We start from the raw sequence: 18,940 nt of genomic DNA, 5'->3' as shown, positions 1-18,940 counted from the left end.
AAAATTCAGAATACTATTTATGTAATACAGATAGTAATCTTAACATTTGATTACTTATATGCCTAGATAAGTATTTAAAATAGTAGTGTCTAAATCATATAAATTAAAAGGAATGAGTACGATTCAACATCAAACTCATTCCCTATTAGTAGTCTAAATTTTTGTATCTAACTTTTCTTATTCAGTTCATTACCGTTAATTATCAATCTTAGCAACAGAACTGTTACCTATTACTGAGCTCTTGATAAATTCCATGCTATAGTATCCGTCCCGTTTTCTCCATTACCATATTTCATATAATCAATTAAATATCCTACCTTTAACTTGTTACCATTAGATAGTATGTTCCATTGCTTATGGTGTCCAGTGAAATTCTTTGGGTATGCATGATTAAATTTAAAAGTACTTGCGTTCTGTTTTTGATCTAAATGAATATAACTATCTTGAAGTTTTAAATATGCATAATCTGAATAAATAGGATTTTGGAATTTAATTAATACCTCTTCATCCTTTTTAATTGGTTTTCCGGGTTTAGGTTGACCTACTCTTTCAATAATTACATTCACTTTTTCATCACTAGATTGCTCAGCCCACAGATACTCCCATTTATTCCCGGCGTGATGACTTCCCCAATAAGCTGTATTTCCATATGAAGCTATAGTATAAGGAATTCCTTCAGTAACAAATTCACCTGAATTATCTACTACATAATCTTCAAACTCTTTATTAGCTTTAACTTCAGTATCAATCTTTTGTGTAGGCGTTAGATTATGTGCGTCATTGATTTCAAATGTAACTTTTCTGTGCGCAGCAATTTCAGATTTAATAGGGTGTATATTTTCTCTAGATTCATATGTAAATCCATTCTCACGTTTAACTAGTTTTACTGTTTGTGACGGAGCATTCCATTTCTTGCCATAAGTAGTAGGAATCTCTTTACTCACCCCAAATAAACCAGGTAAAATTGTTGCCCTAATCTTTTGCGTCACAGAATCATAACTACCTTCTACTAATGTTGGTTGCTGTAGTTTTGCAAAAGCACCGTGTACAGAGTCTTTATGTAAATAACCGCGATCTCCCTGTCCCGCTTTTAAATCGTTTAATGCATCAGTTCCATTATTAGCTGAAACCACTGATACGTTATTAGTACTTTTAGCCTTGTTTGCAATATGATTTACTTTTTTCGTATCTATATTTACATGTTGAAAAACTTCGTTATAGGATAAAACTGGCTTATCAGCAAGGGATTTGTCTTTAGGAGTATATACTCTAAACTTTGGTATATTTCCTATATCTGTTTCTAATTGTTCAGTAGCTGCATGCACTCTAGACTCATATCTCCCTGAATCCCCCAAATGCATAATTTCTTCACCTTTTTCAATAGATAAATTCATTGTACTTGTAGGTAAAACTTCAATCGAAAGAAGTTCCCCTTGTTCAACAGCTTTCAATTCATCCAAAGATAAGACAATATTTGCATCTGCTTGTCCTTCTAAACTGTCAATAACTACTTCTGTTTTATTGCGTCCACCTTTTTCTGTACTTAAATAGTTTGCTTTATAACGATCTTGTGTTGCCTTTACAGTATTAATAATTTTGTTTCCTAAACGAATATTAAAATGTGGCGAAACATTTTCAGCGGATGCTGTTCCTACATTCTTATATTCCAAATGTACCCGTAATTTTGCTGCGTTCGCTGTATCTACAGTTGTTGCAGTAGACCAATCAAAATTATTTGTATAACTCTCTGTTTCCGTAGTTGTTTTTGAATATCCGTATCCCACATTTGCTGAAACACTTCCGGAAGGAACAGGACCGGCTGCTGAGCCTTCTACACCACCTGAACCACTTAGACCTACATTAAATGAATGTTGTGTAGATACACTTTTTTCCCATCCTCTGCTAACGGATCCGCCATTATTATCCGTAATGGTTGCAATAGGAATTACTTCAATACGTTTGACACCAATTTGCAAATTCGGTATGTTGGCAATTATCGGATTGAAATTAGTATCAGAATCGTTGTTATAATTCTCAACCTCATACATATCGGTAAAAGGATCACCATCCGTATTTGCATTCATAGGATTCGATATAAATTTTGGTTTTCCTTTATCCTTCTCAGGATCCCATGCTTTCGCTTCATTTTTTCCAGTTTGTGAATTGAATTCAATTTTATATCCATTAATCTCTAAGTCGTTAGAAATACCATCTTTGTCCCAATCATTGTTTGCCATTTCAATGTTTTGTGTAATGAGCGAACCTATCTCCCCATCGGATCCGAGCGTGAAATTCTTATCTTCTTTTTTTGCATTTGCATTCTCTTTGAATATTTCAACTGTACCTCCTGGATTCGGTTGTTTTACATCTGCTAAAGCTGGAGATGCTAGAGTCAGTGCCATCGATACACTACCTAATACACTAATTGCTGGCTTTAATGGTTTCATTGTTATTTTTCCTCCTTGGTTTCTAGGTCAATTAGAACACCTACTAGTAAGATTAATTTCATCATATATAACAAATCTTTCTTTTCTCTCTCATAACTGTTAAAAAAGTCTCTCGTAAATATTACAAAACACTTACAGAGTTTTTAAAAGCCATAAAATCTATATATGAATCATCAAAAAGCAGTAAAATGTAGAATCGATTCCAATATATACAAAAAAGCAGCTAGCCAAAGCTAACTGCTCACTAACTTATAAAATTTCAATAAGAGAATGTATTAATTTTGAAGTGAGCAAGTTGGGACAGCGACTTCAACTATAGTTCCCTTATTCACTTCACTCTCAATAAATACCTTTCCCTGGTATGTTTCAATAATTTTATAAGGGGGAGCACCACATCGCTATCAAGCTAACTAGACAGAATACCCCCTAAAAAAAAGGCATTATTCTTTCTGAGAAATCATAGGAAAGGGATAGCGCCTTTTTATCAATATGGGGTATAGCCGAGATACGTGTAAAAATAGGTCATAGACTTACATTTATTTCTAATTACATTTGAAATCAGCTATTATATTTTCATAAAATTACAGCTTAGATGATATTTAGCTAATTGTCTAAAGAAAATGTATGCATGGCTTTGCTGTGTGTTTTATCAATGTAGTTTTTGAATTTTAGAAACAAGAAAAGGAATCCTTAATAGCTTAAGGATTCTGCAACAGGAAAGAACAAATATATAATAATAAAAAGAATTACTTATATTATAATTTTAAAAAAAGACAAATATGTTGAGAAAACTCGAAATGGATTGAATATTTATATGTACTTATTTATAATTGATTAAGAGTTGGAGTAGTAATCTGTCATCTGTTCCTTTTTTAAAGAAGATTGATCTCAATCTTCTATTTTTTGTGTTTTTTCCTCTTCTCTCGAAAAAAGGAAAAAGAATTACTTAAGAATTGTGGAAATTACTTGCTTGTAGACTAGTTGTTACTTTCCATGAACCATCATTAGGACGGTAATTTTATCTGTTGCAAGGATCTGCCCACGTACTGGAACACCATTCCCTAAAAATACAGTTACTTCCCCTTTTTTCTCTTTCAATTGTTCATACATATCTTCTTGTAAGTTATACATGAAATACGCCCCCTATTTGTATCTACTTTTCTTTTAATACTTGCTGCCGCTCATTGTTATCTATTTGTATTTCCCATTCACTTTCTATTTTTCTAAACCATTTTCCTATTTTGCTTACATAATATTTTTTCACTTCACCATTTGGAATCCATATTTCTTGTTCCTGTATTTGACTCATCACTTCATGAAGAATCTCATCATGCTCGTTTTTTCTAGGTTTTCGATGATGCGTTTTTACAAACTGTATGTATTCCCTACGTAACCAATTAGAAATATGCTCTTTTTGTTTTTGCCGGAGATGTGACCACTTTTTATTAGTCTGAAGGAGTTTTCCGTTTACCATTGTATCGTTTTTCATCAACACTCATCCCCTTTTACCTTCTCAATGCATATATACAATTATCGTATCACATTTAAATTAATATACGGCTCTAGATACATATTTCGAAAGAAATCTATCCTAAATAAAAATAATATCTCCATTTCACATAAAGTAGTATCCAAAATAGACGAGACCGAATCCATTAAGCGAATTAATTAGAGAGTCCCACCAATAAAACGCGAGTTTCGTACGCTAAGGATTTATTTCTTTAAAGAACTTGGTTTTTTCATACGTTAAGAAGGTTCCTTAAACGGTCGTTTTTAGAATTTTATAATCGAGTATATTTTATTGAAAAATTAGAGTTGACCATAAAACCAATATCCGATATATTGGTTTTATGAAAAAAGATATTATTAAACCCATTAAACGTATGTCATTTAGAGATGAAGTATATCTAACTTTGAAAAAAGCAATCGTTACATTAGAGCTGCAACCGGAGCAACGCTTAAATGACAAAGAATTAGCAGAAGAATTTGGAATTAGCCGTACTCCAGTTAGAGAGGCGTTGAAGCGTCTTGAGGATGAAGGACTTGTTGAATCTATTCCTGGTTCAGTTACTCGTGTTGCACCATTAAATATTGAGGAGGCGAAACACGCATTTACTGTGGTAGCAGTTTTACACTCGTTAGCTGCTCGTTTAGCAGTACCATTATTAAAAGAGTCGGATATTCAAGAATTAGAGTTCAGTAATAAGGCTTTACTATTATCTATTGAGAAAAAAGATATTATAAAAGCAATTGAAGCTGACGAGTTATTCCACAATGTTTTTTTAGATGTGGCAGGAAATCCTGAAATCATTCGTGCGTTAGAACGAAGTATATCTAAGATTCAACGTCTCGAAATTTCTCAGTTCACTTCGATAAATGGTCTAAAGTCAGTAGAACAACATCAGCAAATTATAGAGGCTTGCAAAAATAAAAATAAAGAAACAACAGCGCATCTTGTAGAACAAAACTGGTTAAGTCTTGAGAAATTAATGACTTATGAGGCAGATTGAGATGAGAAATTTACGCCCTATTTTTTTAGGTATATGTGCTGCTTTCTTTTTTGCTTTCACATTTATATTAAATCGAGCAATGGAATTATCAGGTGGTAGCTGGATATGGAGTGCTTCATTAAGGTTTATTTTTATGCTTCCATTCCTTTTACTTCTTGTTATGAGTCAAAAAAAATTGAAAGTATTATTACAAGTTATGAGAGAGGATTTAAGTGCGTGGTTTTTATGGAGTTTTGTAGGTTTTGGTCTATTTTATGCTCCATTATGTTTTGCCGCTGCACATGCACCAGGATGGATTATTGCGGGGACATGGCAAGTTACTATTATATCAGGATCTTTGTTAGCTCCTCTTTTTATCCAAACCTATCAAACACCAGATGGAATTATTAAGAAAAGAGGAAAAATTCCAATGAAGGGTATGAGTATGTCATTGATTATTCTTCTTGGTATTTTCCTTATGCAAATAGAACAAGCAAAATCGCTTGCTGTAAAAGATATTATGTTAGGTATTATCCCTGTAATTGTAGCTTCTTTTGCTTACCCACTCGGGAATCGTAAGATGATGGAGGTTTGTGGAGATCGTCTAGATGCTTATCAACGTGTCCTTGGAATGACATTAGCTAGCTTACCGTTTTGGTTTTTACTATCCTTGTACGGTCTTTTTACAGCAGGAATACCTAGTAAGGAGCAAACTATGCAATCTATTTTAGTTGCCATTTGCTCTGGTGTAATTGCAACTATCTTATTTTTTAAAGCGACTGATATGGTTAAAGGAGATATGCAGCAACTTGCAACTGTTGAAGCAACACAATCTATGGAGGTGTTTTTTGCTATTATCGGAGAACTAATCTTATTACATTCTTCATTCCCCTCTATTTTATCTTGGTGTGGCATGTTTGTAATAATGCTAGGAATGATAGCACACAGTTATGTTTCCCATAAAGGGGAAACGGTACATAATCAAAATATTAGTGCTTAATTGATATTTTAAAATGTACAGTATCAACCCCTTTCTAGCTAGTAAAAGTACTGTTATTATTATAAGTTTTATGTCAGAAATTGATTAAGTAAAAGAATATGAACAAAAGCCGATACCCTTAATATATAGGGAAATCGGCTTTTTCTTTATAAACATTTTTCTTAGCTTCCTTTACATTAAAGGATTAGTTTGTATATTTGAGGAGATGTGCGAGACAGGTGTATATTTAGAATAATCCAATATTCACCATTCGAATATGATAGAATAGAAGTATATCCAAAATGGAGGAATAGCAAATGAACTCAAACACAAAACAGTTTATTTATGATATCCAGCAAAGAAAAAACAATTATATAGAAAATGCTTTAATAGCAATACAACACCCTCAAAAAGAGCAATCTGAACAGGTCATTCAAAATATAGTAGAAAAGATGGATATGATGATTAGTCTAGTTACTACGTACATGAAGATTGAATCAGGATCTACGGAAGAGTTAAAAGAACTTCAGAAAGAAATTATCCATGCTCAAGCATATATCCAAAAAAGAAAATTTGAAGAAACACAGAGATAAACCCCTGTGTTTTTCTTTGGACGTCTATGAAACCAATTTGATCATTGTTTTGGCATAATCCATACAATTTGTTGAATTCGTACAATATACGGTACCGTATCTTCAATGAGCAAATGATCTGGTTTCACATCCTTTAACTTTCCTCTTACATTACCTCTTACAGTTTCAATAACCACATGTTTACCAATTACTGATTGTAATGTCTGATATACGTAGGGATTAGGCACACTTACCATATTTTGTTCACTAAAGTCATTTCCCTCCAAATAACTCATTCTATAAGACTCCCTTCTAACTTGCATTCTTTCTCCTAATATATGATATAAATCTTATATATATGCTAGAAGGATAATTCATTATAGGAACGGAAATAACATTTTAATAAGGTACGGTTTCTATTCCTAAATTGCTAAAAAACTATTTATATAAAGTTACTTTTACTAGTTAATAGGTGATGATATAGAGATATTTTGAATGTACATCTAGTTTGTTCCTTTCAGGATATGTATCATTTTAAATACGCCCTTTATTAGAATAGTGCTCATACTTTTTTTGAGATTCTTTAGTAATACGTGTGTTAAGTAAAACTACTAATAATAAAAACCTCCATATTCCCCCCCTGTAGCTCCTATGATAATCACACTACTACAAACAAGCGCAATTAATAGGATAAGCGAAACTAAATACATACGGTCATAATTCTTTGACATCTTCTGGTATTTTATGCGTTCTTTCCTTGCATCCATCTAAATTCCTCTTTGCCTTCATTATATTCTTTAGTAGTACCCTATGGATTCCCACCTTAAATAGACGAGGCTTGTCTTTGATTCGGGCCTATCTCATCTTGAAAAGTATTTACTTGATTTTGCTTAGACCCACTTATGTCTTCTTGAATAAAAAATGTGTTACATATCCTATTAAATGACACGTGCTGGAAGTTTCTGATTTTGGAGTGATATGAACCATAAGTTTTCCGGATTGGCAAGGTAATGGTGCTTTTTATTTATGGTAAATTTATGCTTCGGGTAGTTTTGATGTTTTTGAATTAAAGCTAAGGAGGAATTCTTCAACCTTGGTACCAAAAATCACCTATTATGAGCTCACAAAAGATTTTTAAGTACTTTTAATTGTGGATTTAAAACAAAGTTAAACCGTTTATATGTGGACTTTTGATAATGTAGGATTTTTTCTTATTAAGCAAACGGGCCATTTAATTGAATAATTCTAACCATTTCTAGAGGAAACGGTTAGAATTATGAGAGAAAGTTTATTCACTCGTATTTCTTTAAAACAATAGCTGCATTATGACCTCCGAAACCAAATGAGTTAGATAGACCTATATTTATTTTCACTTGGCGAGCAACAGATGGTACATAATCCAGATCACATAATGGATCAGGGTTTTCTAAGTTAATTGTTGGAGGAACTATACCTTCCTTTAAACTCATTGCTAAAGCAATTGCTTCAACTCCACCAGCTGCCCCTAACATATGACCCAACATAGATTTATTAGCTGTTACCGGAATCTGATAAGCTTGTTTTCCAAACAGCTGCTTAATAGCCATCGTTTCAGAGATGTCCCCCACTTTTGTACTTGTTGCATGGGCACTAATAACATCAACTTCTTCAGGCGATATATTGGCATTTTTTAAAGCAGATCTCATTGCAAGATAAGCACCTTTACCTTCCGGATGTGTAGCTACGATATGGTGCGCATCTGAACTTGCACCATATCCAATGACTTCTGCATAAATCTTTGCCTCTCTACGTAAAGCGTGAGATAAAGATTCTAAAATTAAAATTCCAGCTCCTTCTGACATGACAAATCCATCTCGATTTTCATCAAATGGACGACTAGCCTTAGTGGGATTATCGTTTCTTGTTGATAATGCTGTAGCGTTACCAAAGCTGGCTATTGATAAGTCTATTATAGCTGACTCTGTTCCACCCGCAAATATAACGTCAGCTTCCCCAGAACGAATTAGTCTAAAGGCTTCTCCGATAGCTGTATTTCCAATTGCGCAAGCAGAAACAGGTGACATAGAAGGCCCCATCGCATTCCACTTGATACTAATTTGTGCTGCAGCAGCATTAGACATTATGGCAGGTACTAGAGCTGGGCTAACTCTTCTTGGTCCCTTCTTCCTAAGCGCATCAACATTTTCAATCAAGGTTTCAATCCCTCCGATACCTGAACCTACGTATACGCCTAACCTTTCTACATCTATACGATCGAGGTCTAACTTAGAATCTGACCAAGCTTGTTCAGCTGCAGCCAAAGCAAATTGAGAAAAACGATCTAAACGTCTTGCTTCTTTCTTTCCTAAAACTTCATCTGCATCAAAATCTTGGACGATACCCGCAATTTTTGTTTTATGATTGATAACATCGAAAGTATCGATATTGACTATACCAGACTCCCCTTTAATTAGATTGTTCCAAAATGTTTTGATGTCGTTTCCTATAGGAGAAACTACTCCCATACCAGTAATCACAACTCTTTCCACTTTGCATTCCCTCCAATCAATAATATACTTGTATTTTACAGTCAATTTATCCTATTACAAGGGGGGGATTTATCCTAGTATAACTACTACTAGGATAAATTGATAAGATAAGGAGTTTTAAAAATGAATAATAAAACAAGGCTTAAAGCTCTGTCGGCATTCTTAAAAGCTAAGCGCGCCCAAATTAGTCCAGAATCTATTGGTTTGTCTGCCGGAAACCGGAGAAGAACACCTGGGTTACGAAGAGAAGAGGTTGCGCAGTTAGCAGGTGTAAGCACTACTTGGTATACATGGCTAGAGCAAGGAAGAGATATAAAGGTTTCTACACTCGTACTTGATTGTATTTCTAAAGCTTTGCAATTAAATATTGATGAAACCGACTACTTATATGACCTAGCATTCGAAACAAATTCAGAATTTACAAGCCAAAAAAAAGATCAATCAAAGATTAGCCCTTCTTTAATACGAATACTAGATGAGTTAACATATTGTCCGACTATCATTACGGATCGACATTGCCATATTGTAGGCTGGAATCCTGCAGCTGCTTATGTTTTTTTAGATTTTGAACAAATACCGAATGATCAAAGAAATTTGATTCGTTTAGTATTCACTAGAAAGGAATTAAAAGCATTGGCTGTCAATTGGGACCATTTTGTGAAAGGTTTTCTTGCGATTTTCCGTACCTATTATGGACGCTATTTAGACGATGAATGGTATAGCCAGTTTGTTAAAGAAATGAGTAATTCCCATCCAAAATTCCAGGATTTATGGAAAGAAAGTCAAGTGAGTAAGGCTCCAGACATGATAATTGAATTCAGACATGCTAAAGCAGGCAAAATGTTGTTTAATTTAACTTCTCTTCAAGTTCAAGGTGATATGGATTTACGGTGCAGTATCTACACGCCAGTAGGGGAAACAGATACTGAAAATAAATTAAAGCGATTAATGAAGAGGGTTTCCGTTGAAAATTAATAAAGTAGGTTCATTACATTAGCAAAATGATACTGATTATTAAACAAAGTTATTATTCCTTATGGGGAAAATGTTAACTTTACCATGGATAGATGGCGTTAGTTGAAGGAAAATAAGCTAATTTGCATTCGAATTTCTATTCTCGGTATTCCATTATAGAGCGCTTTAATGAAGGAAAAATCACAAAAATGATCAAACTTTTTTATGAAAGATAAATAGTCAATCTCAAAAGTGGAATCAATTTTGATCAAGGATTTTTCAAACTGGATTCTTTTTCTTACCATCCAAATAAAGAAAAATATTACACAAACTCAGATCCAAAAATCAGTGCAAAAAATAAAAAAGCCTAACATATTAGTCATATATAATATGTTAGGACTCTTATATTTTAGGTTTCTTTGAATTTAGTTCTTGATAACGTACGATATCCGCGTTTTGTAGTTGGTAGCCCTTGATGGGCTAGCACCACATACCCATCAACTGAAGGATTTGGTAGTTCCCACAAACGAAGAAAATGAGTTAAACTCTCATAAATAACTATAAAATAATAAAATTTTCGTTTTGGAGATACTTTAAAATATTAGTGTGATGAGCATGTAAGGTGACTCTCAATTAAAAATTTCAAAATAGCATAAGTTAACTCTTAGAAATTCATTTTTTCCAATTTATGTATAGCATTTAACTGATTGTCCGATTAATCTTCTGTGCTACTTTTAGATCCTTAGTTTTAAATCCGCTATTTATAGCCCATCTATAAAATAGAAAAGAAACAATTGAAATGAGTACCATATCCCATCCGTAAGTTATAATATTTAACCCACCAAATCTTTCACTTCCAATGTACGATATACAAATCATAAATAATAAATACCCCACAATCCATAATCCAGCTAAAAAATTCTTCTTAAATCCAACCCATTTTGTTTTTAATTGATAATAAAAATATATAGGTAAGCCCATAAGAATAATAAACATTACTTCTCCTGTTAATGGCCATCTTGCCCAATATAATGTTAATGATGCAAATATGAACCCTAAAGGCGCAATAATGTTTAATCTCCTTATATAGAAAGGACGATGAAAATTAGGTGCAGTTTTTCTCAAAGTCATTACTGTTATAGGTCCAGTAACATATGAAATTAATGTAGCTACTGAAATAACTTCAGCTAAAACACCCCATCCTTTAAATAAAAATAAAAAAACAAAACAAATCAATAAATTAAACATCATGGCAAATCTAGGCACACCATATATAGGATGTAATGTCCCAAAAACTTTTGGGAAATATCCATTCTTCTCCATTCCGTATAGCATGCGTGATGTGGTTGCCATATACGTAGTACCTGTACCAGAAGGAGATACAAAAGCATCTAAATATAATACAATAACTAGCCAATTAATATTTAGTGCTATCGCTAAATCAGCAAATGGTGAATTAAAATTTAAATTTGACCATCCGTTAATTATCATATTAGGATTCACAGCACCGATAAAAGCAATTTGTAATAATACATATATTACAGTTGCAATTAAAATGGATCCCACAACTGCCCGAGGAATGGATTTCCCTGGATTCTTTGCTTCACCAGCCATATTAATCGGGCTTTGAAAACCATTGAATGCAAAAATAACACCAGATGTTGCCATAGCAGTTAATACATTTGACCAATTAGATACATGAAAGTCCTGATGACTAGTAAAGTTCTCTCCATGAAATCCAACAAATAGCAATGCACCAATTGTAAGACCAGGAATTATAATTTTAAATATAGTAATTAACGAATTCACTTTTGCAAATAGACTAACTGTCCAATAATTTAAAAAGAAATATATGATTATAAGTAAAGAAGCAGCTGCAAGACCTTTTGAAGTCAGCATTCCATTATCCACTAAATCTTTGGCCCAACTTGCCCACTCCCAAGGCCACGAGCTCATATATTGTATTGAGGCTATAGCTTCAACCGGAATAACTGAGACGATGGCTATCCAATTAGCCCATGCAGCAATAAATCCTACGAAATCTCCATGTGAATATTGGGTATATTTTACCATTCCGCCAGCCTCTGGAATCATGGCTCCTAACTCGCTATATGGTAAGGCAATAAATAATATTACAATCATTCCTAAGACCCAAGAAAAGATAGCGGCCCCCCCTGATATTTTGGCGGCCTTCCATGCACCAAATAACCAGCCAGATCCTAAAATCGAACCAATCCCAGTCATTGTAAGTGCAAAGGTTCCTAGCTTACGTTTCATATTTTTCATTTTTCACACGCTCCTCGTTTACAAAATAAATGGAATCCTCTTATTCATTAACCTTTTACTCATATATATTCCCCCCTTTTTATTTAAAGTAAGAATGTAAGTTTTATAGACTAATTCACTATAAAGTTTATCTCCAATCAACTCTTTATAATGTATATATACCCTCTATAACTCTCTCTAAACCTAAAAACTTTTAACTACATTTGTTACGGAAAAACATCATAATCTAGTATGCCTCTATATTGAGGGTTCAACGAATCATGTTAGTGAAACACTAATAACCACATTTGTAAGAGCCTACCTCTGCGTTAAGAATATTTTAGTTCTAATAGACGAAGTTCATGTTGTCTATGTTCTTAATTTGATAGGCATGGGATGTTCCCCCACATGCATTCAAGATAGACACGGAAATGAAGGAAACTGTTATAGAAATTTCTATATTTCTTTGGTAATTTATCGCTCCTTTCTTACAAAAAACTCAACTCTATTACGTCAAAAAGGTTCTGTATGAAAATATGTAGAATTAGTACATATACGGTATTTTATAAATAAAGAGGTGATTGTGTTGAATTATTTAACAAAATCAAAAAACTCATCAACAGGTCTGAGAGGGTATTTGGAATCCTATCCGTTAACTTCATTTTTTGTAATGGCATATTTATTCTCATGGGCTGTATTAATCCCATTTATCTTATCCCAATGGGGTATTTTCCCTAAAACAAAGGCATTTGATATTTTCTTTTTTGCCAATGCATTTGCAGGCCCAATGTTAGCAGCGTGTATCATGTTTCGAACTCTTGAAGGCAAAGAGTCATGGAAAAAAGTTAGAAAAAGCATTCTACCTACTAAGGTCGGTTTGAAGTGGTACTTGTTTACTTTCATCGTTATCACCGCTGCAATGTTTCTGGGGATGGTGATAGTAAATGGAGAGATACCTACTTTCCGTGACCTTAATTTTGAATTTTTTATAACCTATCTCTTCTCTTTTGTAGCAATTTTCTTTCTCGGTGGGCCTTTACCCGAGGAAATCGGATGGCGTGGTTTCGCTCTGCCTCGATTACAATCGAAATTTGGACCGTTAAAAGCAACATTACTTCTTAGTGTTTTGTGGGCTTTTTGGCATCTTCCGCATTTCTTAACGGCTGCACAAAGGGGTGGCCCGGGTTCTGACCTTTCTCTCCTATATATCCATTTGCCAATTTTTATTTTACTATGTTTGCCCATCTCAATTATTCTTACTTGGGTCTATAACTGCAATCAAGGTAACTTATTTATTGTCATGCTAATTCATGCGAGTGTAAATACGTTTAGTTTGGTACAAACTCATTCCACCAACCCTGTTTTAAAGAATACGGATATATTTGTAGTGATAGGATTGGGATTTGTTGCTTTACTTATTCTTATTTTCACACGAGGCAACCTGGGATATAAACAAACTTTTAATGAAGTAGAGTTCAGTAACAATGAAAATATTGGTAAATAGAAACAAAAATCATAGAATAATAGGTTGATGACAATAGTGTACCGCCACACGACTATCAAGTTAAAAATCATATTCTTCTCCAAAACAAAAAACGTCATTCCTTATTCAAGATGAAATACAATTGTTTGCAAAGAGATTCTCCCGATATTTGGTATCATATACCTTTGATAAATTAGATAGAAAAATAGGATCTTTTCAACAGGAAAAGAATTTATAGTGGAAAGAATATATTTATATTGATTATAATAATGTGTTTTGAATTGTACCTTTAAGGAGGCGTTGTCGATGAGAAAATATTTCTATTTGATTGGGCAAAAAAACAAGAGGATAACGTATCACTAGCACATAAACTACGTGCTTCCTCTTCAATATTGGAAGGAGAGTATCAGATTGAATAAGATTTATTTAAAGGCCATTGACAAAAGTAATTGGGAAGAAGCGATTAAACTTTCTGTTACAGAAAAACAACAAACATTTATTGCATCCAACCTTTATTCTATCGCAGAAGTTCAATTTCTAGATAATTTCTATGCAAACGGTATTTATCTTGATGAAAAAATGATAGGATTTACTATGTTTGGGATAGATCCTGATGATAATAATTATTGGATTTATAGACTTATGATTGATGAAAAATTTCAAGGACAAGGTATAGGTAAACAAGCTATACATCTGGTAATTGATGAGATAAGAAGAAATAATACCGCAAACATTTCTATAATAATGATTGGATATGCTCCTGAAAACCTTACAGCTAAATTTATATATAAAAAAGCAGGATTTATTGAAACTGAATTATCATCTTGGGGTGAACAGTTAGCTAAGTATTCCTTATAAGCACTTGAATTCTGCACATTAACTATTAGACATATTCAAGAAAAGAGTCTAATAATATAGTAATGCAGATAGGAAATGATTAAACTTTTTATAAAAGAATCAATCAACTGAAAATATTAAGAGTGTGTTTTGATTAACTTTTTTCAAAACACGCTCTTTTCTATGATTATTCATCAAATTTATTAGTATCAATTTGAATAAGCTTCATTTAAAAACAAAAACAATGTTCAAATAAAATTACGTCTAAATTGAACATACAGCCATAATTTGCTGTTTTCTAAGCTCAAAGTTTACCTCTCCAATAAGTGGAAATACTAAAACTATAAAGCATAAGATGGCCATTTTGTCCATCTTATGCTTCTTGTAGTTTACGATAAGCTTTTATTATTTAATTTTAATTTTGTTATTTTACAAGTATTCAGTTGCAATCCGGTCCTATTTACGGTTCTCCTATTTGTACAATCTATTTATTTTGTGCAATCTTAGCACCTTCATATAATTTATCCGTATAATTTTTAAGGTCCTGCCAATTATCCTTTGCTGTATTAAGATCTGCTCTTATAATCTCATCAAACAAGTCTAGACTAATGTTGTCAACACTGTCAATCAATGATTTATATTTTTTCTCCACTGTCCCCCACTGAGTCTTTATATTTTCAAGAGCAGTAACAGCTGTACCAACTGTTGCAGCCATATGTTCCGTTTTATTTTTAGCATCAGTCAAAATAACTACTTCTGCCTCTGCTCCAGAAATTCTGGACTTTAATTGTTCTATTTCTTGTTGTGCAGATGCGATATTCTTGTCAGTAGTGACAATCAATGGTATACCAATCGGAGGCATAAATACAGATAAAGCTATATAGCCACCACGTTTATCATAGTTTTCTTTAATTGTATTATTACAATTCTCAATTCGTTGTTGTAGAAGCGGAATACCAGCGTTCGTACTTTCTAGAATATTCTCCAATTGATTGAAATCTTCTTTGAAATTTCTTGTATTTTCTGCTATTTCACCTTGAAAATTTTTTAATTTTTCTAACAATATATCTAATTTTTGACTATTGTACAAAATACTATTGTACAAATTTTCTAGTTCATATTTTAATTTCTCTGTATCTTTTTGCTCTATAGCAGCTAGTAAAAGCTTATAACTTGCTTGAAACGTATCATTATAATTTACAATATTCTGATGCGTGTACATAATACGAGTTTTAAAATACATGAACCAAAAGTCGGCATTCTCTACTGCATCCCGTTGATGCTTAATCATGTTTGCTTGTAAATCACCATTTATAGAACTTATTTTACTTAAATCTGTCAGCTGTTGATTACTGATTGTATTGGCATATGAATCCATTGTAAGGATATTTGCCACCATTTTTCCCATTACTTCTTTAAATTCACCAGGACCAAGGGAATAGTTCTTCAAACTTTCTTGCTGTTGGGACACAGTTTGTTCTGCTGCCAAAGTATGAAGTGGAATTACATTACTCGCTGCCATTCCCGTAATGATTGTTGACAAAATAATTTTCTTATATAAATTCTTATTCATCTTTTTCACCTACTCTTTCACATGCATCACATATTTTATTAGATTCATAAGCTTCTATTCTTTACTTCAAATGAATTATGATTATTGCAAATAAAACAACATATTAAAATAGAGATACTTGTACTTTCTTATTCTATATTCTTTATTAAGTTTCATAACTATATAGGAAGTCTCCTGCTCAAACTTGAACAGGAGACTTCCATTATGTGTTCTTCAAAAGAGACACTCAGTATATTATATTTTTCATTACTTCAGCAATTTCTTGAAGTAATATTATTATTTCAAGAACGAAATCTCACTACTTTGAATATTTTCAGCATACTTTCTAATCTGCTCCCAATGTTCCTTCGCTGTATCCAGATCTGCTGTGATATCCATAGCAAGGAATTCTGGGTCAACCTTTTTAGCTTTATCAATCAGTGCATCATATTTTGTACCCATTACATCCCACGTAGTCTTTATATTTTCAAGAGAGACAATAGCTTTATCAATTGTATCTGTTAAATTTTTAATATCACCTTGTACTATCGTTAACCTACCTGACTGTAGTTTCGCCATTGAAATATTTTGTGTTAGCTTTATAATTTCTTCTTGTGCCTTGATTATTTGCTGCTGCGATGAAACAACTCCGAATATCGAGCCTCCTAATCCAGCTGCACCAAGAGGCGCAAAAGGTGAAAGAATTAAGTATACACTAAAAGCAGTTGCAACCGACGATCCAATATAAATTTTGTTATTTTCATCAATTAATGCTTTATTTGCTTCGATTTGTTGCTGGAACAGTGGAATTCCAGCTTCTTCACCAGTTAAAATATTTACGATCTTTTCAGCATTCCCTTTTAAATTTTGTGTATCTTTTTCTAATTTGCCGCGAAAACTTTTCAAATCATCCACTAATTTGGTAACTTCACCTTTATTCTGTGAAATTTCACCATTCAACTTTGTAAGCAAAGCTGTTAGTTTGACTGGATCATTTTTATATTGTAATAAATAACGAGAATAATTTTGGAATGTTGTATCATAACTGATAATATTTTGATTCGTCGTAATTATTCCTGATTTTAAATTATTTAACCAGTATGTTGCATTTTCTCTAGTAATATTTTGGTTGGTTTTAATGTCTGTTTTTAAATCATCGCCAACTGAAGGTAAACCATCCAAATTAATATCTGCTTGTTTAAGTATAGTTAAAGCATACAGGTCCATTACCAACATATTGGATTTAGTATCCTTCATCGCATTATCAAGCCCTGTTGGCCCAAGGTAATAACTAGGGTATTTAAGGTCTTGATTTGCATAAACAGGTGCTGGTTCCTCTGCTGAGGCATATGATGGCATAATGCCACCCGCTACTATTGTTGCTATTAATGTAGATAAGACCATTACTTTATAAGGTTTTTTCATTACATTTTTCTCTCCTTACATTATATTATTAGGAATTTTTGTTATTCCTTCTACAAATTTCATCCTGTTACTTTTATTTTTGTAACACTCTCTTGATATTCCGTTGTTTGTTTGTTCAATTCATCAGTAAACTGTTTAAGCTCTTTTAATCGTGCTTGTAATGAATTAGAATCTATTTTCGTATCAGCATTAAGACTTGTCCCCGTTTGAATCATTATATTATTAAAGGTGTCCCAACTACTTACTAGATTGTCAAAACTCTGAGTTTGATTTTTAACTGTTCTTGTAAAGTTATTTAATTGCTGCTCAATTAGTGTCATTTGAGTTGCTTGCACTTCAATATTCGATAAATTTTGTACCAATTGAATTAGTTTCTGTTGCTTCTGAGCAATAGCTTTATTCAGTTCTGTTACTTTATCATTTTTGAGTTGTCCATATTGGTTATAAATCGCTTCCAAATTAGACACGTCTACAGTTTTATCCTTAACTCCGTCTTTCAAAATATTAATAACCGACTTTGTAATATTTAAAGAACCATCTAGATTTTCTTTTGGTAGATCTAGAAGTTTTTCAAAATCTTCTTGAATGCCTGCATTAAGTTGTCCCATTTCTGTTCTTAATTTTTCAATGTCTCCGTTTGAACTCTTATAAGATTCAAACGCTCTGGTAACTTTAATTGAAAATTTATTACTATCTTCAACCAAAACGTCTTTAAAATTCTTTAAGTCTTCTGAATTTATTTTCATATTATACTGAATTTTTTGCACGTCACCTTGAAGTAAATTAAAAATACGCACAAATAATGCTTTTGCTTGCGGATCCTCATTCATTTTTCCAGCTAGTTCAACCAAAGTATCATAATAATTTATAAATCTTATTCCGAAACTCTTTATGTCCTGATTTACTTTGAATAAATTGGGATTATATACATCCAGCCAGTCTCGAACATGGTTTCTTGCAGTACCTTGATCAGTTGTTATTCCATATATAGTATTTACATCAAGGTCTGGTTGCTGTAATATGATTAGCCCATATCCTTGAATTAATGGCGTCTGTGATCCTAATTTCGTAATCGAATTTGATAACCTATCCATAGCGGGCCCAAGTATACTACTTGGTTGTAAATAAGTTGTATTACTTTCTGCAAAAGTATTTACAGGTGAGAAGCAACTTGTAGATACTGCTGTAACTAATAACCCTGCGACTAACGCTTTTTTCATAGTGATCCCCCATTTATTGGTGTCTTTTGATAAAATAGTTGGACTAAATTTTAATTAATTTGAAATCCAACACTAAAACTATTAATCTATATAGATTATTTTAAAGATGAATTTTAAGGAATATAAATATAGATTGTAAACATTTGTACATAATGCTCTACTATAAACTTATTCCCTAAGTCATTACAT

The 18,940-nt window shown here is 32.8% G+C and carries 15 protein-coding genes and 1 pseudogene; 6 read left to right on the top strand and 10 right to left on the bottom strand.

Translation table 11 applies throughout. The annotated features are described in order from the left end of the window. Positions 1–230: 230 nt before the first annotated feature. The 3 genes from MR112_RS22155 to MR112_RS22145 form a co-directional block, all read right to left on the bottom strand. On the bottom strand, positions 231–2,447 hold the full coding sequence (locus MR112_RS22155) for a binary toxin-like calcium binding domain-containing protein (protein WP_242245331.1): 2,217 nt from the start codon (positions 2,445–2,447) through the stop codon (positions 231–233). Between the two features lie 984 nt (positions 2,448–3,431). After that, positions 3,432–3,578, bottom strand: a complete 147-nt coding sequence (locus tag MR112_RS22150; RefSeq protein WP_242245330.1) for an RNA chaperone Hfq — start codon at positions 3,576–3,578, stop codon at positions 3,432–3,434. A gap of 22 nt (positions 3,579–3,600) precedes the next feature. Beyond that, entirely contained in the window at positions 3,601–3,936 is a 336-nt protein-coding gene (locus tag MR112_RS22145; protein WP_242245329.1) for a transposase, read from the bottom strand. A 361-nt stretch (positions 3,937–4,297) separates the two neighbouring features. On the opposite strand from MR112_RS22145, the gene MR112_RS22140 reads away from it, so the two are divergent. From MR112_RS22140 to MR112_RS22130, 3 genes are all read left to right on the top strand, one after another. Further along, entirely contained in the window at positions 4,298–4,957 is a 660-nt protein-coding gene (locus MR112_RS22140) for a GntR family transcriptional regulator (RefSeq protein WP_242245328.1), read from the top strand. A 1-nt stretch (position 4,958) separates the two neighbouring features. Beyond that, positions 4,959–5,936 carry a DMT family transporter gene (locus MR112_RS22135; RefSeq protein WP_242245327.1) on the top strand — a complete coding sequence of 326 codons (978 nt, stop codon included), beginning with the start codon at positions 4,959–4,961 and terminating at the stop codon, positions 5,934–5,936. A gap of 296 nt (positions 5,937–6,232) precedes the next feature. Beyond that, positions 6,233–6,508 (top strand): hypothetical protein, encoded by a 276-nt coding sequence (locus MR112_RS22130; protein ID WP_078993232.1) that lies wholly within the window; start codon positions 6,233–6,235, stop codon positions 6,506–6,508. A 41-nt stretch (positions 6,509–6,549) separates the two neighbouring features. On the opposite strand, the gene MR112_RS22125 is transcribed toward MR112_RS22130, so the two are convergent. The 3 genes and pseudogenes from MR112_RS22125 to fabF all read right to left on the bottom strand — a co-directional run bounded on the left by MR112_RS22125 (position 6,550) and on the right by fabF (position 9,015). Next, the gene (locus MR112_RS22125) at positions 6,550–6,783 is read right to left on the bottom strand and encodes a YuzF family protein (RefSeq protein WP_002068860.1); all 234 of its coding nucleotides are present in this window, start codon (positions 6,781–6,783) and stop codon (positions 6,550–6,552) included. A 238-nt stretch (positions 6,784–7,021) separates the two neighbouring features. Then, positions 7,022–7,254 (bottom strand): annotated as a pseudogene (locus MR112_RS22120) (hypothetical protein). Between the two features lie 525 nt (positions 7,255–7,779). After that, entirely contained in the window at positions 7,780–9,015 is a 1,236-nt protein-coding gene (gene fabF / locus MR112_RS22115; protein ID WP_242245326.1) for a beta-ketoacyl-ACP synthase II, read from the bottom strand. Positions 9,016–9,138: 123 nt separating this feature from the next. Here fabF and MR112_RS22110 point away from each other — a divergent pair, with 123 nt between their 5' ends. Next, positions 9,139–9,990: a helix-turn-helix transcriptional regulator gene (locus tag MR112_RS22110; protein WP_242245324.1), complete on the top strand. Its 852-nt coding sequence runs from the start codon at positions 9,139–9,141 to the stop codon at positions 9,988–9,990. Between the two features lie 678 nt (positions 9,991–10,668). Here MR112_RS22110 and MR112_RS22105 read toward each other — a convergent pair. Then, on the bottom strand, positions 10,669–12,255 hold the full coding sequence (locus tag MR112_RS22105; protein ID WP_242245323.1) for an APC family permease: 1,587 nt from the start codon (positions 12,253–12,255) through the stop codon (positions 10,669–10,671). A gap of 565 nt (positions 12,256–12,820) precedes the next feature. On the opposite strand from MR112_RS22105, the gene MR112_RS22100 reads away from it, so the two are divergent. Beyond that, positions 12,821–13,738: a CPBP family intramembrane glutamic endopeptidase gene (locus tag MR112_RS22100; protein ID WP_242245322.1), complete on the top strand. Its 918-nt coding sequence runs from the start codon at positions 12,821–12,823 to the stop codon at positions 13,736–13,738. Between the two features lie 390 nt (positions 13,739–14,128). Then, positions 14,129–14,575 (top strand): GNAT family N-acetyltransferase, encoded by a 447-nt coding sequence (locus MR112_RS22095; RefSeq protein ID WP_242245321.1) that lies wholly within the window; start codon positions 14,129–14,131, stop codon positions 14,573–14,575. A gap of 463 nt (positions 14,576–15,038) precedes the next feature. Here the strand turns inward: MR112_RS22095 and nheC are convergent, their stop codons facing one another. The 3 genes from nheC to nheA all read right to left on the bottom strand — a co-directional run bounded on the left by nheC (position 15,039) and on the right by nheA (position 18,751). Continuing rightward, on the bottom strand, positions 15,039–16,127 hold the full coding sequence (gene nheC, locus MR112_RS22090; protein WP_242245320.1) for a non-hemolytic enterotoxin subunit C: 1,089 nt from the start codon (positions 16,125–16,127) through the stop codon (positions 15,039–15,041). A 276-nt stretch (positions 16,128–16,403) separates the two neighbouring features. Continuing rightward, positions 16,404–17,531 (bottom strand): non-hemolytic enterotoxin subunit B, encoded by a 1,128-nt coding sequence (nheB, locus tag MR112_RS22085; protein WP_242245317.1) that lies wholly within the window; start codon positions 17,529–17,531, stop codon positions 16,404–16,406. A 59-nt stretch (positions 17,532–17,590) separates the two neighbouring features. Next, positions 17,591–18,751 carry a non-hemolytic enterotoxin subunit A gene (gene nheA, locus MR112_RS22080; RefSeq protein ID WP_242245315.1) on the bottom strand — a complete coding sequence of 387 codons (1,161 nt, stop codon included), beginning with the start codon at positions 18,749–18,751 and terminating at the stop codon, positions 17,591–17,593. Positions 18,752–18,940 lie beyond the last annotated feature (189 nt).

It is taken from the genome of Bacillus cereus group sp. BfR-BA-01330, assembly GCF_022663885.1.
GTDB classification, from domain to species: domain Bacteria; phylum Bacillota; class Bacilli; order Bacillales; family Bacillaceae_G; genus Bacillus_A; species Bacillus_A cereus.
The sequence above is the reverse complement of the archived record's forward strand: the minus strand, read 5'-3'. Positions and strand labels throughout refer to the sequence as shown.